General features: G+C 69.1%; 16 protein-coding genes. 8 read left to right on the top strand and 8 right to left on the bottom strand.

The window, feature by feature from the left end; genetic code table 11:
• Positions 1-483: 483 nt before the first annotated feature.
• Positions 484-1,377, bottom strand: coding sequence for an SIS domain-containing protein (locus tag G6048_RS34625; RefSeq protein ID WP_165343551.1), 894 nt, complete (start codon positions 1,375-1,377; stop codon positions 484-486).
• Between the two features lie 193 nt (positions 1,378-1,570).
• On the opposite strand from G6048_RS34625, the gene G6048_RS34620 reads away from it, so the two are divergent.
• The 3 genes from G6048_RS34620 to G6048_RS34610 all read left to right on the top strand — a co-directional run bounded on the left by G6048_RS34620 (position 1,571) and on the right by G6048_RS34610 (position 4,685).
• Entirely contained in the window at positions 1,571-2,830 is a 1,260-nt protein-coding gene (locus tag G6048_RS34620) for an extracellular solute-binding protein (RefSeq protein ID WP_165343550.1), read from the top strand.
• A 107-nt stretch (positions 2,831-2,937) separates the two neighbouring features.
• Complete coding sequence (locus G6048_RS34615; protein ID WP_328827830.1) at positions 2,938-3,801, top strand: carbohydrate ABC transporter permease; 864 nt, start codon at positions 2,938-2,940, stop codon at positions 3,799-3,801.
• 56 nt (positions 3,802-3,857) lie between these two features.
• Positions 3,858-4,685 carry a carbohydrate ABC transporter permease gene (locus tag G6048_RS34610; protein ID WP_165343549.1) on the top strand — a complete coding sequence of 276 codons (828 nt, stop codon included), beginning with the start codon at positions 3,858-3,860 and terminating at the stop codon, positions 4,683-4,685.
• A gap of 65 nt (positions 4,686-4,750) precedes the next feature.
• Here the strand turns inward: G6048_RS34610 and G6048_RS34605 are convergent, their stop codons facing one another.
• The gene (locus G6048_RS34605) at positions 4,751-5,539 is read right to left on the bottom strand and encodes a DeoR/GlpR family DNA-binding transcription regulator (RefSeq protein ID WP_165343548.1); all 789 of its coding nucleotides are present in this window, start codon (positions 5,537-5,539) and stop codon (positions 4,751-4,753) included.
• 164 nt (positions 5,540-5,703) lie between these two features.
• On the opposite strand from G6048_RS34605, the gene G6048_RS34600 reads away from it, so the two are divergent.
• Entirely contained in the window at positions 5,704-6,558 is an 855-nt protein-coding gene (locus G6048_RS34600; protein WP_165343547.1) for a class II fructose-bisphosphate aldolase, read from the top strand.
• Between the two features lie 81 nt (positions 6,559-6,639).
• Here the strand turns inward: G6048_RS34600 and G6048_RS34595 are convergent, their stop codons facing one another.
• Positions 6,640-8,553 carry a glycoside hydrolase family 5 protein gene (locus tag G6048_RS34595; RefSeq protein WP_206342479.1) on the bottom strand — a complete coding sequence of 638 codons (1,914 nt, stop codon included), beginning with the start codon at positions 8,551-8,553 and terminating at the stop codon, positions 6,640-6,642.
• A gap of 134 nt (positions 8,554-8,687) precedes the next feature.
• Here G6048_RS34595 and G6048_RS34590 point away from each other — a divergent pair, with 134 nt between their 5' ends.
• On the top strand, positions 8,688-8,933 hold the full coding sequence (locus tag G6048_RS34590) for a hypothetical protein (protein WP_165343545.1): 246 nt from the start codon (positions 8,688-8,690) through the stop codon (positions 8,931-8,933).
• Between the two features lie 747 nt (positions 8,934-9,680).
• On the opposite strand, the gene G6048_RS34585 is transcribed toward G6048_RS34590, so the two are convergent.
• Both G6048_RS34585 and G6048_RS34580 read right to left on the bottom strand, forming a co-directional pair.
• Complete coding sequence (locus tag G6048_RS34585; RefSeq protein WP_165343544.1) at positions 9,681-10,901, bottom strand: metallophosphoesterase; 1,221 nt, start codon at positions 10,899-10,901, stop codon at positions 9,681-9,683.
• A gap of 198 nt (positions 10,902-11,099) precedes the next feature.
• On the bottom strand, positions 11,100-12,572 hold the full coding sequence (locus tag G6048_RS34580; protein WP_165343543.1) for a non-reducing end alpha-L-arabinofuranosidase family hydrolase: 1,473 nt from the start codon (positions 12,570-12,572) through the stop codon (positions 11,100-11,102).
• A 744-nt stretch (positions 12,573-13,316) separates the two neighbouring features.
• Between G6048_RS34580 and G6048_RS34575 the strand changes: the two genes are divergently transcribed.
• The 3 genes from G6048_RS34575 (at position 13,317) to G6048_RS34565 (ending at position 18,311) form a co-directional block, all read left to right on the top strand.
• The gene (locus G6048_RS34575; protein WP_165343542.1) at positions 13,317-14,750 is read left to right on the top strand and encodes an endo-1,4-beta-xylanase; all 1,434 of its coding nucleotides are present in this window, start codon (positions 13,317-13,319) and stop codon (positions 14,748-14,750) included.
• Between the two features lie 31 nt (positions 14,751-14,781).
• On the top strand, positions 14,782-16,158 hold the full coding sequence (locus tag G6048_RS34570; RefSeq protein WP_235990710.1) for an RICIN domain-containing protein: 1,377 nt from the start codon (positions 14,782-14,784) through the stop codon (positions 16,156-16,158).
• Positions 16,159-16,316: 158 nt separating this feature from the next.
• Positions 16,317-18,311 carry a right-handed parallel beta-helix repeat-containing protein gene (locus G6048_RS34565; protein WP_165343541.1) on the top strand — a complete coding sequence of 665 codons (1,995 nt, stop codon included), beginning with the start codon at positions 16,317-16,319 and terminating at the stop codon, positions 18,309-18,311.
• Between the two features lie 156 nt (positions 18,312-18,467).
• Here G6048_RS34565 and G6048_RS34560 read toward each other — a convergent pair whose 3' ends face one another.
• The 3 genes from G6048_RS34560 to G6048_RS34550 form a co-directional block, all read right to left on the bottom strand.
• Positions 18,468-20,975: a SpoIIE family protein phosphatase gene (locus G6048_RS34560; RefSeq protein WP_235990708.1), complete on the bottom strand. Its 2,508-nt coding sequence runs from the start codon at positions 20,973-20,975 to the stop codon at positions 18,468-18,470.
• 154 nt (positions 20,976-21,129) lie between these two features.
• Entirely contained in the window at positions 21,130-22,095 is a 966-nt protein-coding gene (locus tag G6048_RS34555) for a glycoside hydrolase family 6 protein (RefSeq protein WP_165343540.1), read from the bottom strand.
• A gap of 94 nt (positions 22,096-22,189) precedes the next feature.
• Positions 22,190-22,815, bottom strand: a 626-nt coding sequence (locus G6048_RS34550) for a beta-xylosidase family glycoside hydrolase (protein ID WP_456243426.1), incomplete at its 5' end; no start/stop codon positions are given.

The raw sequence follows: 22,815 nt of genomic DNA, 5'->3' as shown, positions 1-22,815 counted from the left end.
CGACTGAGCAGTCCCGGCGGCCGTTGCCGCGGTAGAGCCGGTGACGGGCGCCATCAGCATGGCGGCGGTCAGGGCGGCAGCGAGCAACAGGCCGCCGGGACTGCTCAGTCGGGCATGCACTCGTGTCCTCCTGTCGGACAGGACGGTGACGGTGACTCAGGAGCTGCGGTGCGTGGTGCCGGTGGCGTGCGGAGTGCGCGGTCACGAGGAAGCGCGGCGCCGGGGAGGGCTTGATGTCTGTTTGATGCTGCGTGCAGATGCAAGATTCCAAGCGATTTCGCTCATGTTCTTGCGGCAGCCGCCACCTGTCAACCTGCGGGACATGCGGCTTCCCAAGGGCCCCGAGGGTTGTCGTGGAACAGTTGTTGTCCCTGGTGGCGGTCCGTCCCGGGGCCCGCTGAGAGGCCTCGACGGGCCCGGAATCCGTTCGTAACGGACGGGTAAATTCTGCGACTTCCCCGAGATCAGTCCGGAGACGCCCGGTCAGGTCAGGATCACGGAACGGGCCAGATGGCGCGGATTGTCCGGGTCCAGCCCGCGTGCCGAGGCAAGGGCGGTGGCGAGCCGGTGCACCACGACGAGGTCGGACAGGGGGTCCCGGCCGAGTGCCACCAACTGCCCGCCGGTGCGGGCGATGTCGTCGGCGAGACCGGACGGAAGGGCCGCCGGGTCTCCGAACCACCACGCCACGCGGCCGGGTCCGGTGACGCTGATCGGGCCGTGCCGGTACTCCATCACCGGATAGGCCTCCGTCCAGGCGCCCGCCGCCTCACGCATCTTCAGCGCCGCCTCCTGGGCGATCCCGTAGGCCCAGCCCTGCCCCAGGAAGGTGAACTGCTCGGCCTCGAGCACCCCGGCCGGCAGCGGTTCGTCCAGCGCGGAGTGCCCCTGCTGCGGCAGATGTCCCAGGTCCTCGCCCAAATGCGCCCGCAGGAGCACCAGTTCCGTGCTGGCGAACCGGGTCTGGACGACCGAGATCTCGTCGGCGAAGTCGAGCACGACGGCGGCGTCCGCCAGCCCCGTCACCGGCGACTGCGGTACCGCGGTCACCGCGGTCGTGGGGGTGCGCCCGCGCAGTCGGCGGAGCAGCTCCAGCACCTCGGTCGTGGTGCCGGACCGGGTCAGCGCGACCACCCGGTCGTAGGCACGCCCGTCCGGCATCTCGGAGGCGGGAAAGGCGTCGGTCTCGCCGTGGCCATCCGACTCCCGCAGCGCCGCGTACGCCTGGGCGATGAACCAGGACGTCCCGCAGCCGACGACGGCCACCCGCTCGCCGGTTCGGGGCAGCGAGGCGAGGCCGTCGGGCTGCCGGGCCAGTGCCACGGCCTGCCGCCAGCAGTCGGGCTGGGTGGCGATCTCGATCTCGGTCTGACTCATCGGGAGTCTCCCCTCTTGGGCGCGCGGTGTGACCGATACGTGATGTGACGGCCCTTGACGCCGTGCGCGTTTCATTGAGCATCATGTCGTTGGATGATTGATAACACCAGTAATCGAGCATAAACAAGCAAGCGCGCGCCATCAGGCGAGCACGCGCTTGACGAAGCACGCCATGCGTGCGGAGAGGTACTCCGTGAAACGGCACCTCGCATGCCTCGCCGGGGGACTGTCCCTGGCACTGGCCCTCACCGGATGCGGCAAGGGCAGCTCGTCGGACAGCGGCGGGTCCGACGGCAGGACGATCAGGTTCGTCGCGGCGAAGTACGACGACGACACCCAGGCCTACTGGACGGCGCTGATCAAGGACTTCGAATCCGCGAACCCCGGCTACCGGGTGAATCTCGAAGTCGTCGACTGGGAGCAGATGGACTCCAAGGTCAAGACGTACGTCCAGACCAAGCAGGAACCCGACATCCTCAACTACAACAAGTTCTCCGACTTCGCCCGTGACGGCCTGGTCCACAAGGCGCAGGACGTCGTCTCTCCCAAGGTGCTGACCGACTTCCTCCCGTTGTTCCGGCAGAAGGCGCAGTACGAGGGAACCCAGTACGGCCTGCCCTTCATCTCCAGCGCGCGCCTGTTCTTCTACAACAAGGACATCTTCGCCAAGGCGGGCATCGACCGGCCGCCGTCCACCTGGGCCGAGGTCGAGGCCGCCGCCAAGAAGATCAAGCAGGCCGGTTACATCGGCCTCGGGCTGCCCCTGGGCCCCGAGGAGGCCCAGGCCGAGTTCCAGATCTGGGCGATGAACAACGGCGGCGGCTGGACCGACGCCTCGGGCAAGTGGGCCATCGACCAGCAGGCCAACGTCGACACGCTCACCTATCTGCGGAAACTGACGAAGGACAAGGTCACCCAGCCCAACCCGGAGACCACCAACCGCAAGGACGTCTTCAACCAGTTCGCCCAGGGCAGGATCGGCATGCTGAACGGGGCGGTCTTCATGCGGAAGGGCTTCATCGACCCGGTCGACGAGAAACTGAACTACGGCGTCGCGCCGCTGCCGAGCAAGGACGGCAGTACGCACAAGACGCTCGGTGTGCAGGACTACCTCGTCGCCTTCAAGAAGGGCGACGGGTCGAACAAGGCAGCGGTGAAGAAGTTCCTCGACTTCTTCTACCAGAAGGAGAACGCCGCCGAGTTCGTCTCCACCGAGGGGTTCCTGTCGGTCACCAAGTCGGCCGGTGAGGTGCTCAGTTCCGACAGCCGGGACGCCGCCTACTACAAGCCGTTCGTCGACGCCCTCTCCGACGCGGAGTTCGCCCCCACCGACGACCCCGCATGGGCCGCGGTCGACGGCGCCGTGAAACAGCGCATCGGCACGGCGGTGGCGGGCGGCGACCCGGCGAAGGTCCTGGGCGAGATCCAGAAGACCGCGCAGAAGGGCGACTGACCTCGGTGGCCGTACACGATGTCACTGTGAGCGCCACCGGGGCCGAACACCCGGCCCCAGTGGCGCCGGCGCAACCCTCGCCGCGCCGCCGTCGCAGGACTTGGCGCGTGCTGGAGCCCGTGTTGTGGCTCGGTCCCGCGACCCTCCTCATCCTGACCATGGTCGTCTGGCCGGTCATCGAGATGATCCGTACGTCCCTGACACGGGTGAGCTCCACCGGACAGTCCCAGGGGTTCGCCGGCGTCCGCAACTACACCGACCTGTTCGCCCAGGGCGACCTGCCCGGAGTACTGCTGCGCACCCTCGTGTGGGTCGTCGGAGTCGTCACCGTCACGCTCGTGCTCTCTCTCGGCCTGGCCGCGCTGCTGAACTCCCGGTTCCCCGGGCGCAGGCTGGTGCGGTGGGCGCTGATCGTGCCCTGGGCCTCGTCCGTGCTGATGACGGCGCTCATCTGGCGCTGGATGCTCAACAATTTCTACGGCGTGGTCAACCGGCTGCTCATGGACCTCGGTGTGCTGGACGCGCCCGTCAACTGGCTGGCCAAACCGGGTCTGGCCCTCGCCGCGATGATGGGCGTGGCGGTGTTCGTCTCGCTGCCGTTCACCTCGTTCGTCCTGCTGGCCGGCCTGCAGAGCATCCCCGCCGAGGTGTACGAGGCGGCGCGGGTGGACGGCGCCGGCCCGGTCCGCGGCTACCTGGGCATCACCCTGCCGCTGCTGCGGCCCTCACTGGTGGTCGCCGCGATCATCAACGTCATCAACGTGTTCAACTCGTTCCCCATCATCTGGGCCATGACGCGCGGCGGCCCCGGTTTCGCCTCCGACACGACCACCACCTACCTGTACAAACTCGCCTTCGACAACCAGTCGGTGGGGGAGTCGGCCGCCATGGCCGTCGTCAATTTCGGGCTGATCCTGGCTGTGGTGCTGGTCTATCTGCGCTTCGTCCGCCGACAGGAGGACACCACGTGAGCAGGACCGCCGTCGACCCCCGCAAAGCCGCGCCGCGCAGGAGGCGGCCAAGACCGATGAAGCTGCGCACCGTCCTGCTCACCGCCGTCGGATGGCTGGTGGCGCTGGCGTTTCTCGCGCCCTACGCGGAAATGCTGCTGACGGCGCTCAAACCGACGCCCGAACTGATGAAGTCCCCGCCGTCCTATCTGCCCTCCCGATGGGAGTGGTCGAACTTCACGCACATCTGGTCACTCACCGACCCGCGCGTCGCGGACGCGCTGGTCTTCTCGCTGTACGTCGCCGGGGCGGCGACGCTGCTCGCCCTGGCCGTCGGGATGCCCGCCGCGTACTACACCGCCCGGCACCGCTTCCGCGGGCGCGGCGCCTTCCTGCTGCTCGTACTCGTCACCCAGATGTTCGCGCCGACCGCACTGCTGGTCGGCATCTACCGGGAGATGGTCAGCCTCGACCTGACCGACACCGCCGAGGGCCTCATCCTGGTGAACGCCGCGTTCAACCTGCCGTTCTGCGTGTGGATCCTCAACGCGTACTTCGCCAGCATCCCCCGGGAACTGGAGGAGGCGGCCTGGCTCGACGGCACCGGGCGGTTCGGCGCCCTCACCCGTGTCGTACTGCCGCTCGCGATGCCCGGTGTGGTGACCGCGCTCGTCTACACCTTCATCGCCGCGTGGAACGAGTACGTGGTGGCGCTCACCATCACCTCGTCCAGCAACCGGATGACCCTGACCAAGGCGATTCCCGGCTTCGTCACCTCGTACCACGAGCAGTGGCAGTACCTGTTCGCCACTTCGCTCGTCGCGATCGTGCCCGTGGTGGTGCTGTTCGTCTTCGTGGAGCGCCACCTTGTCTCCGGCCTGACCGCGGGCGGCGTCCGGGGATGACGACGGGATGCGCGTCGAGGCCGGGGCCGGCACGGGAGCGGCGTGCGGTGTCAGGCCGTGCGGTGTCAGGCGCGGATGACCTCCACGCCGGCCGCCATGAACGACTTGGTCAGCTCGTCCGAGGCGGCCTTGTCGGTCACCAGGACGTCGATCTCCTCCACCGGGCAGATGCGGGCGAAGGCCCGTTGGCCCAGCTTGGAGGAGTCGGCGACCGCGACGACCCGCTCCGCGCGGCGGGCCAGCGCCCGGTTGATGCTGGCCTCGCCCTCGTGGTGGGCGGTCGCCCCGTGGGCCACATCGATGGCATCCACCCCGATGAAGACCAGGTCCAGTGCGATCTCCGCGAGCAGTTCGGTGGCCAGCGGCCCGATCAGCTCATAGGACGCAGGGCGGGCCACTCCACCGGTCACCACGAGCTTGACGTGGCGCCGCACGACCAGCTCGTTGGCGATGTTCAGGGCATTGGTCACCACGGTGACCGCCGTCTCCGCGCCGCCGGAACTCAGGTCAGCGCGGGTGGCCAGTGCCCGCGCCACCTCGGTGGTCGTGGTGCCGCCGTTCAACCCCACCACGGCGCCGGCCTTCACCAACTCGGCGGCCGCGTGCGCGATCCGCTCCTTCTCCGGAGCATTGCGCGCGGCCTTGTAGCGCAGTGGCAGGTCGTAGGCGATGGCGTTGAGCGCGGCCCCGCCGTGCGTGCGGGTGACCATCTGCTGGCGGGCCAACTCGTCGAGGTCTCGCCTGATCGTCGCGGCGGAGACCCCCAACTCCTCGGCAGCCGCCTCGACTTCGATCCGCCCGTCGCGCGTCAGCATCTCCAGCAGTGCGCTCCACCGGGCCTGCGGTCCCGCCATGTCTCACAACTCCCTGTCCGTGGTGTGCGCCACGATGCGCGCACCTCCATGGAATCACAACGCTTGATTGGGTGCTTTATGGTCGCCAAACGAGCAAAACCCTGCACTTCCCGTAAGCCCTTGCCGCTGTCGCAGCCCTCACACGCCGCGATCGGAGGCCGTCCGTGCCGCTGACTCCCACCGCCGACGTGATGAGCTCCGCGCGCCGCGGCAGACGGGCCGTCGGCGCCTTCAACGTGATCACCCTGGAGCACGCCGAGGCCGTGGTCACCGGGGCGGAAGCCGTGGGCTGCCCGGTCATCTGCCAGATCAGCGAGAACGCCGTGCGGTTCCACGACAGCCGCCTCGCCCCGATAGCCCGCGCCACCGCCGCGCTCGCCGAGGCGGCCGCCGTCCCCGTGGCGCTGCACCTCGACCATGTCACCGACGAAGCGCTGCTGCGCCGCGCCGCGGACTGCGGCTTCGGATCCGTCATGTTCGACGCGTCCGCGCTGCCGCACGCCGAGAACGTCGCCGCCACGCGCGCCGCGGCGCGGTGGGCGCACGCCCAGGGCCTGTGGGTGGAGGCGGAACTCGGCGAGATCGGCGGCAAGGACGGAGTGCACGCCCCCTCGGCACGTACGGACCCCGATCAGGCGTGCGACTTCGTGTCCGCCACCGGGGTCGACGCACTCGCCGTCGCGGTCGGCAGCTCCCACGCGATGACCACACGCACCGCCCGGCTGGACCACGGTCTCATCGCCCGCCTCGCGGAGGCGGTCCCTGTGCCGCTGGTTCTGCACGGCGCGACGGGCGTGCCCGATGTGGAGCTCCGGCAGGCGGTGGCGGCCGGCATGGTCAAGGTCAACATCGGTACGGCACTGAATGCCGCCTTCACCGGCGCGGTCCGCGACACACTTGCCGCGGCGCCCACGGTCGTCGACCCCCGCCCGGCCCTCACCGCGGCGCGTCGGGCGATGGCCGATGCCGTGACCTCGGCGCTGCGGACCCTGTCGGGCGGCGGGTACGGGACGAGATGAGCCGACCGGGGTCCGTAGGACCCGGCGGTGCCCCGAACCGCTCGGCGGAGCCCGGCACGGTGACCCTGGTGGCGCAGCCGGTCAGCCCAGTTTTCGGCAGTACATCGCGTCCGGAGTCCGTGCTGAGCCCACCCGACCCGTGTACGCGATCCCGGCCGCGTACTCGTCGTCCGCGCACTGGCCCTTGTAGTGGCCCTGCGCGAAGTCGCCGCCCTTGGCGGCCGAGCCCCTGTTGTCGCCGCGGTCGAACCAGACGGTACGGCCGCCCGTGCCGAGCCCGCCGGCCGGAGCGGCCGCGCACAGGGCGGCGGAGACGGCGGAGCCGCGAACGCTGTAGCCGGTCAGGAAGTGGCCGTCGGCGCACTGGAGTTTGGTGTATCCGGACGCCCAGTCGTGGCCCGGCCTGACGTACCGGTCGTCGACGACCACCACATGTCCGCCGGCCGGGTCCCACAAGGGGCCGGCGGACACGTCCGAGCACAGGCCCCGGTTGCCGGTGTGGCTGAGGCCGAGCAGCCGCTGTCCGTCGGGGCACACAGCCTTGCGGGCGCCGGAGTCCCAGTCGGGCAGGGCCCGTATCCGCCGCGACTGGACGAAGTCGCCGTGATCCGGGCTGAGCATCGACCAGTCCGCCACGGGCTCCACCGGGCCGGTGCGACCCTGGGCCTGGATGAGCCGGGTCCAGGCGGTGGCTCGCCAGTCGTCGCCGTCGTAGAGGCCCATGCGGCGGCCCTCGGCGTCCCAGTGCAGAAGGGCCCAGCCGTTGCCCTTGCGGTCCTCGTGCCAACCGACGAGCGGCCAGTACGCGAAGTCGGCGTCTGTGCGGATCAGATGGTCGACGAAGTTCTCGAACCAGGCGCGCTGCTTCTGGCCGGTCTCGTCACGGCCTCCGATGCCGAACTCGCTGATCCAGACGGGAGCGGTGAAGTGCCGGTCCTGTTCGGCGGTGACGAAGAACGCCTGGCGGTTCAGTACGTCGACCAGTTCGGTGGGGGTCAGGTCGCGGTAGCGGGGGTCGGTGGTCTCGCCCGTTCCGGTGGCGCCGCTGTGGTTCGGGCCTGTGTAGTCGTAGAAGTGAGCGGAGTACACGAGCTTGCCGGAGTCGACAAGCGTGTGCGAGAGGCGGCGTACGGGCTCCAGGGTGGGGCGTTCGTGGGGGAGTCCGTCGACGGGGATGCCGGTCCAGTTGATGCCCTCCACGATGATCAGGAGGTCGGGGTCGGCCTCCGTCAGGATGCGGTCACCGACGCGCTGCGAGGCGGCGAACCAGTCGTGGTTGTCACCGAGCCCCCAGTTGGGGTCGTCCCAGACATTGCGGCGCACCTCGTTGTAGAGGTCGGCGCCGACGACGCGCTGGTTGTCCCGGTACCGGCGGGCCATGAAGAGCCAGTCGTTCTCCCAGGTCTCGGCGGACTGGCTCGCGTTCCAGCGTTCGTTGCCGTCGACTCCGCAGCACCAGCGTGTGGTGTTGGTGTGGTTGTTCAGGATCACCGCGAGCCCGGCGGCGGTGAGTTCCCGTACCGCGGCGTCGTACACCTGTAGCGGGGTCCTGCCGCGCAGGGAGGGATTGGCGGCGACGGCGTCGTCCTTGACAGGGACGCTGTCGTGGATCATCTCGTTGGAGAAGGGCAGCCGGATGCTGTTGATTCCGATCTCCTGGAAGTCGGCGATGATCTCGGCCATGGGGGCACGGTCCAGGCCGAGCGGTATCCGGCCGGAGTTCTCACCCGCGTGGTGGTCGGCGTCCTCGTCCGTGCTTCCTGAACCGTTCCAAGTGCCGCTGGCTCCGTGCCAGTTGCCGGACCGCAGCTTGAAGCGGTCGCCGTCCGCGTCGACGATCCAACGACCCCGCGTGCTGAGCGGCGGCGTCCAGTCCACCGCGGTCGCGGCGACTTCGGGCCGGGCGCCGGCCTCGGGGGCGGTCTCTCGCCCAGCTGCTGCCTCGGCAATGGGCGCCAGGGCCACCAGGAGAAGTACGGCGGCCAGTGTGGCCATGGCCCTGATGAAGGATCCGCGCACGGTCACCACCCTGAGGCATGAATTGTCATGGCACCGTCATCATGGAGGACTGCGCGGCATTGGTCCAGTCCTGCGCGCAGGGGACCTAGGTGGTGCGGGTGAGGACGTTGTTGACGCAAGCCAGTGCGGCGACTCGGTTCGAAGGGTGGGAGTTATCGCCGATTGAGCACCTGAAGCGGGAGGGCCCGGCCACCGGCAGCGGCCAGCCGTCCCAGAAGCTCGCGGCGGCGCTGGCTGCCAACCGCTACAGGGCGGCCCTCGGTATCCGTGACCTCGATCGGTCCGAGCACCTTGACGAGGATCTCCATGTCCTCATTGTCGACGGTTTCGGGCTGCCGCTGCTGATCCACTGCTAACCCAGCTCTTCGATCCTCCTCTCGTTCATGCCTTCGTGTAGCGGCAGCAGCCCACGAGTATGGGAGAAGGAGACGATCACGATGGACATCATCATTCCGGGGTTCGAGACCAGGTCGATCGGTGTAGCAGCGGGCGAAGCGCAGTCCGGCCTACGCCGACACCTACACCCGGATCGCCCGGCGGCGCGGCAAGAAGATCGCCACGACCGCGATCGCCCGCGAACTCCTCACCCACGCCTACCATTTGGTACGCGAGGCCGAGACCGTGCAGGCGTCGAGGGAGGCGGGCACCCCACGTGACAAACCTTCCCGACGGACGGGACACCAAGCCCCGGGCGAGCTCGCTTTTCCGCATGAGCCGGCCACGCCGCGCTCGATGACCTGAATGAGCAGCCCGGCCCCCGGACCAGGGGCATGGCCCCGCCTGGCAAGGCGGGGCCGAATGGGTGCGTGCGAGTCCTCTCCGCATGACCATGAACTCCGGGGAACCACAGCAAGGACACCCCGCCCCGGCAGCGGCAACAACCCGACCCGCACGACTCACCAGCGCATCGGGGCGGGCGTTTGCGGGCCTTGACAACCCCAGCCGTCATGGGTGCGCAAAACGGGGCCAGGTATGGCTCGTTGGAGCCGTCGGCCCGGGAATGGTCCGGATCTTGTCCTCCGCGAGACCGGCCTGGTCATCCGTCGACGCCGGACCCCTCTGTTCGTGGACTGCTCCAAGCGGATGTGTTGGCCCGCCCAGTGCTACGGCGAGGTGGTCAGGCGCGGGGAGCGGAGCACGAGCAGGGTGATCTCGCTGGGGGCGAAGACGCGGAACGGCGGGCCCCAGAAGCCGGTGCCGCGGCTGGTGTAGAGGAGGGTGCGCGTGCCGTGGTGGCTGAGGCCGGCGAGGGCGGGCTGGTCGATGCGGACCAGGTGGTGGAAAGGCCAGATCTGGCCGCCGTGGGTGTGGCCGGAGAGTTGGAGGTCGACGCCGTCGGCCGCCGCCCGGTCGACGAACTTGGGCTGGTGGGCCAAGAGCAGGACGGGCAGGTCGGGGTCGGCGCCGTTCAAGGCTCCGGCGAGGTGGGCGCGGTGACCTGCCAGGCCGGAGGACTCGGCGGTGACGTCATCCACGCCGGCGACCACGAGGGTGTCGCCTCCGCGGTCGAGCAGCAGATGGCGGTTGCGCAGTGGCTCCCAGCCCAGTTCGTCCATCAGGTCGACCCAGCCCTGGGCCTCGCTGTAGTACTCGTGGTTGCCGGTGACGTAGACCCGGGCACGGGTGGCCCGCACGGTACCGAGTGGGACGGCCTGAGCGCGGCGGCGTTCGGCCGTGCCGTCCGCGATGTCGCCGGTGTGGCAGACCAGGTCGGCTTCCAGCGTGTTCACCGTCTCGCAGACCCGTGCCGACCAGCCGGTGCGATCGAGTGGGCCGTAGTGGGTGTCGGTGATGAGGACGACGCGGGTGCCGTCCAACCCGGCTCCCAGGCGCGGGAGTTCTACGTCGAGGCGGCGCACGCGCGGTACGCGGCGGGCTTCGGCGTACCCCCAGACGAGCAGTACGGCGGTGATGCCGAGGACGGCCCAAGTGACGATTCGGGCCCGGTCCTGACTTTCGCCGACGCCGGCCACGGTCAGGGCGAGCCGCAAGAGGACGCCGAGCAGAACGGACCAGGTGAACAGAACCCAGCTGGCGCCCAGCAGGGTGTCACCGACGATCGCCGCCCGGTCCTGCTGGCGCCGGCCGTGGCCGCGCCCCATCGCGAGCGGCATACATATGAGGCCGAAGGCGAACAGGACGGTGCCGACCAGCGTGACGGGCAGCGGCCAGCGCTGGCCGGTGTGCAGGAGCACCCAGCAGGGCACGGCCCACAGCAGGACGGGGGCGATCAGGGGGATGTAGCGCATCAGGCGGTGCAGTCGGCTCTGCCGCGGCGCTTGCGCTTCACCCTCGGCGGGCCGGGTGTTGCTGGTGTCGGTCACGCTTCCTCTCCAAGCCCAAGCTGCCGTCTCGCGCACTGTATCCGGTCGCCATCGGGGCGACCGGACCGGCGTTCAGGGGAGCGGCCCCTTGGGTCGAAGGGTTGAGAGCTGACGTTGTTGCGTGACCCGGGTGCGGGCTCGGCCTTCCGCCGAGCCCGCCGCCGGCTCCCTACCGGAGCCGGACCCCGTGTCACGCCGTCAGCGCCGCTGTGTCAGCAGACCCGGGCGGTAGGGCCATTGGCCGTAGTCGCCGCCGGAGTTGGGGTCGCGTCCCTGGTAGAGGAACTGCAGGTTGCAGGGATCGATGGTGAAGGTCTGATCGGCGCTGGCGCGGATCAGTTCGCCATGGCTGATGTCGTTGGTCCAGGTGGCGCCACTGTTGGCCTTGCCGGCGAAGGGGTTGCTCTCGGTCGCGGCCTGGGGTGTCCACGAGCCGTTCAGACTGGTGGCCGTGAACGAGCGGAAGTAGCGGCCCTGAGAGCCGATCGCCTCGACGATCATGAGGTAGCGGTTCTGGCCCTGCAGCTTGTAGACCTGCGGGGCTTCGAACAGGTTGTTCCTCGTATCGCTCATGATCGTTGTGTAGTTCGAGCCGAAACTGCCCGGGAAGTTCCCGATCGGCATGCTGGCCCGGTAGATCTTGCCGTTGTCGCCGGCGAAGAACAGGTACATGTTCGAGCCGTCAGCGATGAGCGTCTGGTCGATGGGTCCTGTTCCCGAGTCGGGGAGGCTTCCGGAGAAGAGCGGCTGCTCCGCTGACCAGCCATTCGGGTTGGTGGGGTCGCTCGACGTCCGGTAGGCGAACTGGGTCCGACCCCACTGGTAGGCGAGCACCCAGATGTTCTTCGGCGCGAAGTAGAAGAGCGTGGGCGCGACGGTGGAATTCGACATCGCGTTCTGGCTGGCCGAGGCCATCTCCGGCCAGTTGGTGAACAGGCCGAAGTTCATCGAGCCCCAGCCCGATCCTTGTCCCACGCCGTGCGTCGTCCCATAGACGAGGTGCTTGCCGTTGTAGGGGGCGACGGTGAAGTCCTTGAGCGAGGCCCACCCAGGCTTGGGCTGCGCCAGCGCGCCCGTTGATGTCCAGCGGTATGTCGACGGAAGATCGCACTGGCCGGGGTTGTCGCCACCGACCTTGACGAGCTGCCACTGCTGGTTGGTGCCACCCCAGTCGTCGTACTGGACGACGCTCGCGTTGTCGGCGCTGGAGCCGCCTTGTACTTCGAGGGCCTTGTTGCTGTGGCGCGCGATGAGCCTCACGTAGCCGTCCGAGCTGTCGGCCAGCCGGAACTGCTGGTTGGTGCCGTTCAGGTCGGCCCACTGGACGATCGAGCCGCCGTTGGCCGGGGAGAAGTTGTGGACGTCCAGCACCTTGCCGGAGTGGCGGGACTTGATGCGGTAGTAACCGCCGCCGGAGTCGACGAACTGCCACTGCTGCTGGCTCTGATCGTTCCTGGTCCACTGGGTGATGCGGGCGCCGTCGCTGGTCGCCCGGTTGTAGACGTCCAGGGCTTTGCCGCTGCTGCGGTTGACCAGCACATACGAGGCGTTGGGGTCTACGGTCGCCGCGGCGGCGGGCTTGGCACCGAGGAAGGTAGCCACGAGCAGCAGGGGCGCGAGGACGGCGAGCAAACGTCTTGGACTGACCGGGGACGGGTGGCGAAACCACATCAGAGGGCCTCCGTTCGGGGGCGGGGGGTGAGGTGACACCGAGGAAGCGCGGAGCGGACGTACCGGGGGACAGAGCATCTCGAATGTTTCGATGAATTCCCCGATGCTGTGACGCCACAAGCTAGGAATGCGGGGCCCGCTGGTCAAGGCCTGTCGCCGATCTGTCCATAAACAGCGCCTCCCATGTGGGCTTGACGAGCTGTCGCGGCGTTCCAGAAAGTTTCGGGCGACGAATCGAAACATCTTCTGCGGAGAGTATTGACGATCCATCGTCAATACTTCAATCTCCCTGTCTGAGAAAGCGGCCCTAGTTCGAGATATCGAACCATGTCGCCCCTGGCCGATCTGTGCTGCATGGCAGATCCACGCACAGCTGCACGACAGATCCGCGCACCAAAGCACCTTCGCCCCCCCGTTTCGTTCCGGTGAGGTTCGCACCAGCGCATCGTGGCTCTTCGCGCGGTTGGAGAGGTACGCGACGCCGCGTGGCGGCCCCCGGCTGAGCCGCGATGGAGGTACCCCCATGCCTGTGTCGGAACACCGCCACCGCCCGCCGTAGGTCACCCGGCGGCCGGCCGGGTGCCGTCCGTACCGATTGAGATCGGCCCGGTCCCCTCACCGCGATGTCCGGTGATTCCGTGCTGCCCGGGTTCCGGCCCGCCCCGTTCGTCTGCCGAGTGAGAGCGGACGACGCATTCCCCTGCGCTTCAGTCCTTCCGTGACTTCTACCTTGGAGGCACAGCCATGGGCTCGTATGCCCTTCCCAGATCCGTTATCCGCCGGAAGATCCGCGGCCTGCTGCTGGCGCTGGTCGCCGGCGTCCTCGGTACGGTCGCCACGCTGGCCGCGCCGCCACCGGCCGCACACGCCGCCGAGAGCACGCTCGGCGCCGCGGCGGCGCAGAGTGGCCGCTACTTCGGAACCGCCATCGCCTCGGGCAGGCTGGGCGACTCGACGTACACGTCGATCGCCAACCGCGAGTTCAACTCGGTGACGGCCGAGAACGAGATGAAGATCGACGCCACCGAACCGCAGCGGGGCCAGTTCAACTTCACCGCCGGTGACCGCGTCTACAACTGGGCGGTGCAGAACGGCAAGCAGGTGCGCGGCCACACCCTGGCCTGGCACTCCCAGCAGCCCGGCTGGATGCAGAGCCTCAGCGGCAGCAACCTGCGCCAGGCGATGATCGGCCACATCAACGGCGTGATGGCTCACTACAAGGGCAAGATCGCCCAGTGGGACGTCGTGAACGAGGCCTTCGACGACGGCAATTCGGGAGCCCGCCGCGACTCCAACCTGCAGCGCACCGGCAACGACTGGATCGAGGTCGCCTTCCGCACCGCGCGCGCCGCCGACCCGGCCGCCAAGCTCTGCTACAACGACTACAACGTCGAGAACTGGACCTGGGCCAAGACCCAGGCCATGTACCGCATGGTCCGGGACTTCAAGCAGCGCGGCGTGCCGATCGACTGCGTCGGCTTCCAGTCGCACTTCAACAACGGCAGCCCCTACAACAGCAACTTCCGCACCACCCTGCAGAGCTTCGCCGCCCTTGGCGTGGATGTGGCCATCACCGAGCTCGACATCCAGGGCGCCTCGCCCAACACCTACGCCGCCGTGACCAACGACTGCCTGGCCGTCCCGCGCTGCCTCGGCATCACCGTCTGGGGTGTGCGTGACAGCGACTCCTGGCGACCGCAGCACACGCCGCTGCTGTTCAACTCCGACGGCAGCAAGAAGCCCGCCTACAACGCCGTCCTCAACGCACTCAACGGCGGCTCCTCCACGCCTCCTGGGAATGCCGGACAGACCAAGGGTGTCGGTTCGGGCCGTTGCCTGGACGTGCCGAACTCCGGCACCGCCGACGGCACCCAGGTCCAGCTGTGGGACTGCAACAGCGGCACCAATCAGCAGTGGACGCACACCGCCGCGGGCGAGCTCAAGGTCTACGGCAACAAGTGCCTGGACGCCGCCGGCACCGGCGACGGCGCCAAAGTCCAGATCTACAGCTGCTGGGGCGGCGACAACCAGAAATGGCGCGTCAACTCCGACGGTTCCATCGTCGGCGTCCAGTCCGGCCGCTGCCTCGACGCCGTCGGAGGCAGTACCGCCAACGGCACCCTGATCCAGCTCTACACCTGCTCGAACGGCAGCAACCAACGCTGGACCCGCGCCTGATGGGACCTGCCACAGACGAAAGGGCGAGTCGATGAAGACCTACGGTGCGGCTTCCCCCGCCCCTCCACGCAGACATCGCTGGTGGTCCCGGGTCGCCGCCGTGGTGGCGGCAACCCTGGCGATCGGCATGCTCACCGCGGTGAATCCGGCACCCGCCGAGGCGGCGACGGTGGACACCAACGCCTGGTACGTCCTGGTCAACCGCAACAGCGGCAAGGCGCTGGACGTCTCTGGCACGTCCACCGCCGACGGCGCGCGGGTCAGCCAGTGGACGCGCCACGACGGGGCCAACCAGCAGTGGCAGTTCGTGGACTCCGGCGGCGGCTTCTACCGCCTCAAGGCCCGGCATTCGGGCAAGGTTCTCGACGTGGCCGGCTCCTCGACCGCAGACGGTGCCGCGCTCCAGCAGTGGGCCGACCACAACGGGGCCAACCAGCAGTTCCGCCTGGCCGACTCCGAGGCGGGCCACGTCCGGCTGATCAACCGCACCAGCAGCAAGGCGGTGGAGGTGCAGGGCGCCTCGACCGCCGACGGCGGCAACGTCGTCCAGTACTCCGACTGGGGCGGCGCCAACCAGCAATGGCAGATGGTCAAGCTGTCGTCCGGTGGCGGCGGCGAGGGCGCATGCGGCAGCGCTCCGACTCTGACGAGCGGTACGCACACGATCCAGAGCGGCGGCAAGAGCCGCAGCTTCATCCTCAGGGTTCCCCCGAACTACGACAACAGCCACCGCTACCGGCTGATCTTCGCATTCCACTGGCGGGGCGGAACCGCCGGCGACGTCGCCTCGGGCGGCACGAGCGGGAGCGCCTGGTCCTACTACGGCCAACAGGAACAGTCGAACAACAGCGCAATCCTCGTCGCGCCCCAGGGCCTCGGCAACGGCTGGGCCAATTCGGGCGGTGAGGACGTCACCTTCGTCGACGACATGATCCGGCGCATCGAGGACGGCCTCTGTGTCAACCCGGCACAGCGCTTCGCCACCGGATTCAGCTGGGGCGGCGGCATGAGCTACGCACTCGCATGCAGCCGGGCGAACGCCTTCAGGGCCGTCGCGGTCATCTCCGGCGCTCAGATCAGCGGGTGCAGCGGCGGCAGCCAGCCCATCGCCTACTTCGGAATCCACGGCATCAGCGACAACGTCCTCAACATCGGGCAAGGACGGTCCCTGCGCGACACCTTCGTCCGCAACAACGGCTGCACCTCCCAGAGCCCGCGCGAGCCCGCGCCGGGCAGCCGAACGCACATCACCACCACCTACTCGGGCTGCCGTGCCGGATACCCGGTCCAATGGGCCGCGTTCGACGGAGGCCACGGACCCGGTCCGGTCGACGGCTCCGGCGGCGAAAGCGGCGTCACCACCTGGACCAAAGCAGAGATCTGGAGGTTCTTCGCACAGTTCCAGTGACACGCCCCCACCACGGAGTGGAGCCAGGATGATCCTGGCTCCACTCCGTCGACGTCCATCCCAGATTCCGACTTTGGTCGATCATGCCGCTACCTCAGGACGACTGCGCACCATCTCGTGCTGCCCGAGGCTGGAACTCCGTACATCGAGGAGGCAGCATGGCGATCTTCCGTACGCGGACAAGAGCAGGCGTCGTGACGCAGGCGGCAGTGGCGATCGGGCTCTCGGTCGCGGCCGTGCCCTCTCCAGCGGCGGCCTTACCGGCCCAAACGGCGACTCCGACGCAGCTGTACGTCGCTCCCTGGGGCAAGGACTCCTGGCCTGGCACCCTGGACCGCCCCTTCGCGACACCGGCACGCGCGCAACAGGCCGTACGCGGCCGGGCGCCGCGGATGACGTCGGACCTGGTGGTGAACCTGCGCGGCGGGACGTACCACCTGAAGGCGCCGCTGCGCCTGTCGGAGGCCGCGGAGGACTCCGGCCGGGGCGGCCACCGGGTGATCTACCAGGCGTACGGCCACGGGACACCGCAACAGGAGCGGGTGACGATCAGTGGCGGCCGTCAGATCTCCGGGTGGCGGCAGGACCAGCGGCTCCGGGGATTCTGGCGCGCGGACGTGGGCGGGCTCGAGACCCGCCAGCTCTACGTCGAGGACCGGCGCGCCACGCGGCTCACGAGCGACGGTACGGGCTTCCCGGGCACGCTGAAGGCAACCAGGACCGGTTACGTCACCACCAGTACCGTCCCCCGAACCTGGCGGAACCCCGGCGACATCGAGTTCGTCTACCGGTCCGGCTTTGTCGAGGGCCGCTGCGGAGTCGCGGGGGTCTCCGGCAGCGCCCGCCGGACCACGATCACCATGGACCAGCCGTGCTGGGATCTGGCCCAGGAGCTGTACGAGGGCGTGGAGTTGCTCGAAGCGCCGAACAGCGTGGAGAACTCGCCCAGCTTCGCACCCAAGCCCGGCAGCTGGTATCTCGACCGCTCCCGGCCCGGACACCACGAGGTGCTCTACTTCCCCCGGCCCGGAGAGGACATGCGCCGGGCCAGGGTGGTCGCCCCGGTCCTGGAGAACCTGGTCACCGGCACCGGCCGTCCGGGCCGTCCCCTCCACGACATCGCCTTCCGCGGCCTGACGTTCGCCTACGCCACCTGGCTGGCGCCCAGCGAGCCGGCCGGGTTTCCCGCCGCGTGGAGCATGTACCTGCGGCGCGGGAAGGGCGAAGACGCGAGGCTGCACACGGTGCCCGGCACGGTCGCCTTCCGCACCGCCGAGCGGATCACCTTCGAGGGCAACCGTTTCACCCATCTCGGCGCCCAGGCGCTGGAGTTGTCCGAGAACAGCTCGTACAACGTCGTCGACGGCAACGTCATCAGCGACGTCTCCGACGGCGGCATCCTGATGGGGGTGGTCCCGCCCGACCAGAAGGGGATCAACCGCGGCAACCGGATCACCAACAACTGGATCCACCACATCGGCGCGGAATACCACGCGGCCTCCGGCATCTGGGACACCGCGACCCAGGAGACCACCATCGCGTACAACCAGGTCAACGACGTGCCCTACACCGGCATCCTCTCCGGTCCCAGCGACGACCTGCGGGGCATCATGCGCAACAACCGCATCCTCGACAACCGCGTCTTCGCGACGAACCGGCTCCTCGAGGACGGAGGCGGCATCTACCTGCGCGGCGAACAGGGCAGCTCCTTCGCCGACGGGGCCGTCATCAGCGGCAACGCGGTCACCGACAGCAAGCACGGCGACTGGAACGTCGGGATCTACACCGACGACAGCACCAACTGGGTCACCGTGGACCGCAACACGGTCTACGACTATGTCGCCTCCATCGGCGGCTGCAGCGAGGAATGGGGTAACCGCCCCGTCCAGAACGTGCGCTACCGCGGCAACTTCTGGGACGACGCCGTGCCCGAATGGCTCGAACGACGAGAGTTCCCCGGAGCCTGGCCCCCGGCCGATGAGCAGAACCCGGAGGAGGGGTGCGGAGACCCCCACCGCCTCACATTCACCGGCAACACCCTGCTGCCTCCCCGCAACCCCGGCCCGGCCTGCGCCACCAACACCGCCTGCGCCGCCGTCCTGGCGAACGCCGGCCCTCTCCCGTCGTACCGCCGGCGCTTGGGCATGCCATGACGGAACGGCGAGTCGCGTACGTGCTTCTGGCCGTGCCGCTCTCACTGGCGGGCTCACGGGAGCGGCTGGGTTGCCTTGCCGACACCGAACCCTCTCGTTCCGCGACGGCTGCGACGCCCTGCCGGGAGCCCGGCGACGGCCCGCCGGGCTCGGATCTCATCGTGGCTCGGGCTCGGGCTCCGGCTCGGTGAGAGTCTGTGCGCACCAGATCGTCTTGCCGTCGGTGGTGTGCCGGGTACCCCACCCCTGGGTGAGTTGGGCGACGAGCAGCAGGCCCCGGCCACCCTCGTCGAAGGCGCGTGCCCGGCGTAGGTGCGGTGCGGTGCTGCTGGCGTCGGCGACCTCGCAGATCAGGGAGGTGTCGCGAATCAGCCGCAGCCTGATCGGGGGCTCGCCGTATCTGATGGCGTTGGTGACCAGCTCGCTGACGACCAGTTCGGTGACGAATGACGCCTCCTCCAGCCCCCAGGCCTCCAGCTGGTCGAGGGCGAACTTCCTGGCGAGCGGCACCTGCGCGGTGTCGGGTACGACGTCCCAGTCGGCGACATGCTGGGGATCCAGCGCGTGAGTGCGAGCGAGCAGCAGGGCGGCGTCGTCGGTGCGGCGTTCGGGAAGAAGGGCGTCCATCACCGTGTCGCAGAGGCCGTCCAGTGAGGTGGCCGCATGGTTCAGGACTCGCAGCAGTTCGGCGATCCTCTGGTCGACATCGAGCTCGCGGCTCTCCACCAGTCCGTCGGTGTAGAGGGCGAGCAGACTGCCCTCGGGCAGCTCGAGCTCGGTCGCTTCGAAAGGCAGTCCGCCGATGCCGAGCGGTGGTCCCGGCTGGGCGTCCACCGGGGTCCTGGTGCCGTCCGGGGAGATGATCAGCGGCAGCGGATGGCCCGCGCTCGCCAGTGTGAAGCGGCGGGAGACCGGGTCGTAGACGGTGTACAGGCAGGTGGCCCCGAACTCGCCGGTCGGCTGGAAGTGGCCGGCGGGCTGGAGGTCGCTGGCGAGGTGGATGACCAGGTCGTCCAGGTGGGTCAGCAACTCGTCCGGCGGCAGGTCCACGTCGGCGAGCGTACGGACCGCCGTGCGCAGCCGGCCCATGCTCGCGGCGGCGTGCAGGCCGTGGCCTACGACATCGCCGACGACCAGGGCGACCCGGGCACCGGAGAGCGGAATGACGTCGAACCAGTCACCACCCACTTCCGCGCCGGTCCCGGCGGGCAGGTAGCGGGATGCCACCTCGACCGCCTCCTGGCTCGGCAACTGTTGCAGCAGCAGGCTGCGTTGCAGGGTCAGCGCGGTCGCGCGCTCGCGCGAGTACCGGCGGGCGTTGTCGATGGCGACGGCTGCCTTGGCGGTCAGCTCTTCGGCGAGGATCAGGTCGTCGGCGGTGAAGGCCTCGGGCCGGTCGCTGCGGGAGAACGCGACGACGCCGAGCAGCGCACCGCGGGCCTGGAGCGGCACGGTGATCCGGCCGGTCAGCCCCTTCGCGGCGAGGGACTCGTCGATCAACGGGTTGCCCGGCGGCCAGTGGGCCGGGTCGGCGGCGAGCCCGGGCCCGAAGGCCCATTCGCCGCCCTGGCCGGGCTCAGCGGCGAGCTCAACCACGGAGCTACCGGTGGCCATACAGCGGGCTGCGACGGAACCGGGAGAGTGGCTGACCGGAATTGTGGGCCCGGGAGCCCGGTCGGTGTCCTTCTTGTCCTCTTTCGCGCTGTGCTGGGCGGCACGCCTGAGCGCGATGGTCTCGCCGGGGGTGAACGCGGACGCGGAGGGCGGTTCCTCTCCGCGCAGCACCTCGTCGAAGAGATCCACGCTGACGAGGTCGACGAATCCCGGCACGGGGGTCCTGGCCAGTTCCTGGGCGGTGCCGATCACGTCGAGTGTCCGGCCGATGCCACGGGTGGCCTCGTTGAGCAGGAGCAGGCGTTGCCGAGCCCAGTACTCGGCGCTCATGTCGAATCCCCAGTTGGCGACCGCGCGGACCCTGCCCTCGGCATCCCGGACGGGCCAGAAGCTGGTGGCCCAGGCGTTGGCGTAGTTACTGCCGAGCGGGCGGAAGACGGTCATGAGACGCGCGGGCTTGCCCGTCCTCACCACTTCGGCGAGCTGGTCGGTGTAGGGCTTGTCGTCCCTTTCGGGAAACATCTCACGGTCGAATTCGGGAAACAGCTCGCGGTACTTCTTACCGAGCACCTGCTCCTCGGAGTGCGCTATCACCCGTCCCGAGGAGGCGTTGATCCACAGAAACCGCAGCTCAGGGTCGTAGACGCCCAAAGCGAAGGGGCACTGCTCGAAGGCCCGGTCGGCGATCACCGGGCGGCGTCCCCAGCGCTGGACGGTCACCACATGGCCCAGCGCCCGCCCGTCGGGGCCGGACAGCGGGTGTGCCGCCACCACGGCGTCCACCGTGGAACCGTCCCGGTGGCGCAGGAGGATCAACCCCGTGGGGTCGGGGCCGGCGCCGTAGCCCTCGGGGAAGCCGGGTGGCGGGGGATCGACCAGCAGGTCGGTCACGGGGCGCCCGACGGTGTCCTCCGCTGTCCAGCCCAGCAGCAGCCGCCCTCCCTCGCTCCAGCCGCTCACCAGGCCGTCCGAGTCCACCACGACAGCGGCAGTGGGGGCATCCTGCTTGTCGGCCATCTCCACGCGCCACGCCTCCGTCCGGACAGCCATGCCCGTCAGGGCTGGTTTCCAGCCGCAGCTTCCAGCCTAGGTCCGCTTCTGCTCCACGGCGCCCCGGCCGGTGCGGTCCTGACCGCCGGGTGCAGGGCTGAGGAAGGCTCTCGCCCCTGACCCGGTACCGGAACCGCGCCGGAGCGGTCCTGGATCAGTAGCCGTAGATCATCTTGTAGGCGACCTCGGGGAGGAACTGTCCGGCCGAGGAGCCGCTTCCGGCGCCGCAGTTGCCGTCGGACTCACCCGGGACCTTGATCCACAGGAGCATCTCGGCGCCTCCGCCCAGCTGGGTGGGGGTGCCGATACGGCGGCCTGAGGGGTTGCACCACTGGCCGTTGGAGCCGTTGCCGTTGCGGCTGGTGTCCACGACGAACGGCTTGGTGTAGCCGTACCGGGCGCCGAGTTCCCTGTTGACGGCGTTGCCGTACGCGGTGTTCTCGGCCGTGGTCAGGTAATTGGAGACGTTGAGGGAGAAGCCGTGGGCCTGTCGGAGGCCGGCTTCGTGGAGGCGTTGGGCCATGGTCGCCGCGCTCGCCCAGGCCGGGTTGCCGGCGTCGAGATAGACCCAGGTGTTGGGAGTCTGGCGGTTGAACTCGGCGAGCGCGCCGGTGAGCATGGCCTCGCGTTCGTCGATCTGGGCCTGGTTCATGCAGCCGTAGTCCCCGAGGGAGTCCGGTTCGAGGACGACGACGGCCGGGCGGCCCGCGATCCCGCCCGCGAACTGGGCAATCCAGTTCATGTAGGCCGACGGCGAAGCGGCTCCGCCCGCGGAGTGCCCGCCGCAGTAGTCGCGGTTGTAGATGTTGTAGGCGACAAGGATGGGCAGCTTGTCCTGGGCGTCCGCGGCGCCCGCGTACGCGCCGGTGGCGGTGCCGATGGTGCCGCTCCAGGAGCCGAACCAGCGGGCCGTCGGTGTGTTGGCGATGGAGTCGTTGATCGCGGGTTTCCGGCCGTCACCTGGGTTGGCGGCGACCCATCGCTTCGCGCTGGAGTCGGGGTCCACATAGAACCCGTTGGTCATCGTCGTCGGGTCGGCCGCGTGCGCGGACGGCGCCGCGGCGAGCGCCAGCGGCAGCGAGGAGAGCGCTGCCACCAGGGCGAGGAGTCTGCGGCGCATGACGGTACCTCGGTTTCTGACAGGGAAGCGTCGGATGGTCGGCGGTGAGCTCGTACGGTCGGGCGCGGGTGGATGGTGCGGGGGATCGGATCGTTCACGGCGCGGACAGCTCGAACCGCGTGACGCGGACCGAGCCGCCGAGTGCCTGGGTGGCATGGTTGAAGAGGGCGAATCGGTAACCCATGAAGAACCGCCAGTCGTTGCCCATGGAGAAGGCGGGGCCGAGGCGGGTGAAGTTGATGCCGTCGGTGCTGTAGGAGAAGGTTCCGGGCCGGGACGCTCCGGGACGGATATCGGCGTTCACCCTCAGCCAGAGGCGACCGCCGGGAAGCGGGGCGCTCGCCGCTTCAGTGCCGGTGCCGGTGGTGTTCCAATTGCCGTCCATGGTCAGCCCGTTGACCATCACCACCCGCGTCGCGCCGCCGTCACGCTTGACGCCGATCCACGCGGACGAGTCCCGCAGCAACGCGAGTCCGGCCCGGTCGCCGTCCCGCATTCCGGTGTGGTCGAGCTGGACCGTGGCGGTGGAAGTGGGGCCCTGGATGCGGTGGGTGAGGGTGTTGCGGGCCCAGTACAGGTCGTTGGTGACGGTCGCCGTCCGCAGGGTCAGGCCGTTGTTCACCGACCACTTGGTGTTGTCCGGGTTGTGGTTCCACTCCCACTTCGGCTTGAGGGTCGTGCCGTCGAAGGTGTCGACGCCGATCATGGGAGGGACCGGGC

The sequence above is a fragment of the Streptomyces ureilyticus genome (assembly GCF_011045025.1).
Taxonomy (GTDB): Bacteria; Actinomycetota; Actinomycetes; order Streptomycetales; family Streptomycetaceae; genus Streptomyces; species Streptomyces ureilyticus.
Note: the sequence above shows the minus strand (reverse complement) of the source record. Positions and strands in the feature narration are given on the sequence as shown.

Bases quoted from the DNA above. Each gene is read 5' to 3' on its own strand.
- G6048_RS34625 (WP_165343551.1), bottom strand. From the start codon at position 1,377: ATGAGTCAGACCGAGATCGAGATCGCCACCCAGCCCGACTGCTGGCGG.
- G6048_RS34610 (WP_165343549.1), top strand. From the start codon at position 3,858: ATGAAGCTGCGCACCGTCCTGCTCACCGCCGTCGGATGGCTGGTGGCG.
- G6048_RS34605 (WP_165343548.1), bottom strand. From the start codon at position 5,539: ATGGCGGGACCGCAGGCCCGGTGGAGCGCACTGCTGGAGATGCTGACG.
- G6048_RS34595 (WP_206342479.1), bottom strand. From the start codon at position 8,553: ATGGCCACACTGGCCGCCGTACTTCTCCTGGTGGCCCTGGCGCCCATT.
- G6048_RS34580 (WP_165343543.1), bottom strand. From the start codon at position 12,572: ATGTGGTTTCGCCACCCGTCCCCGGTCAGTCCAAGACGTTTGCTCGCC.
- G6048_RS34575 (WP_165343542.1), top strand. From the start codon at position 13,317: ATGGGCTCGTATGCCCTTCCCAGATCCGTTATCCGCCGGAAGATCCGC.
- G6048_RS34570 (WP_235990710.1), top strand. From the start codon at position 14,782: ATGAAGACCTACGGTGCGGCTTCCCCCGCCCCTCCACGCAGACATCGC.
- G6048_RS34565 (WP_165343541.1), top strand. From the start codon at position 16,317: ATGGCGATCTTCCGTACGCGGACAAGAGCAGGCGTCGTGACGCAGGCG.
- G6048_RS34560 (WP_235990708.1), bottom strand. From the start codon at position 20,975: ATGGCTGTCCGGACGGAGGCGTGGCGCGTGGAGATGGCCGACAAGCAG.
- G6048_RS34555 (WP_165343540.1), bottom strand. From the start codon at position 22,095: ATGCGCCGCAGACTCCTCGCCCTGGTGGCAGCGCTCTCCTCGCTGCCG.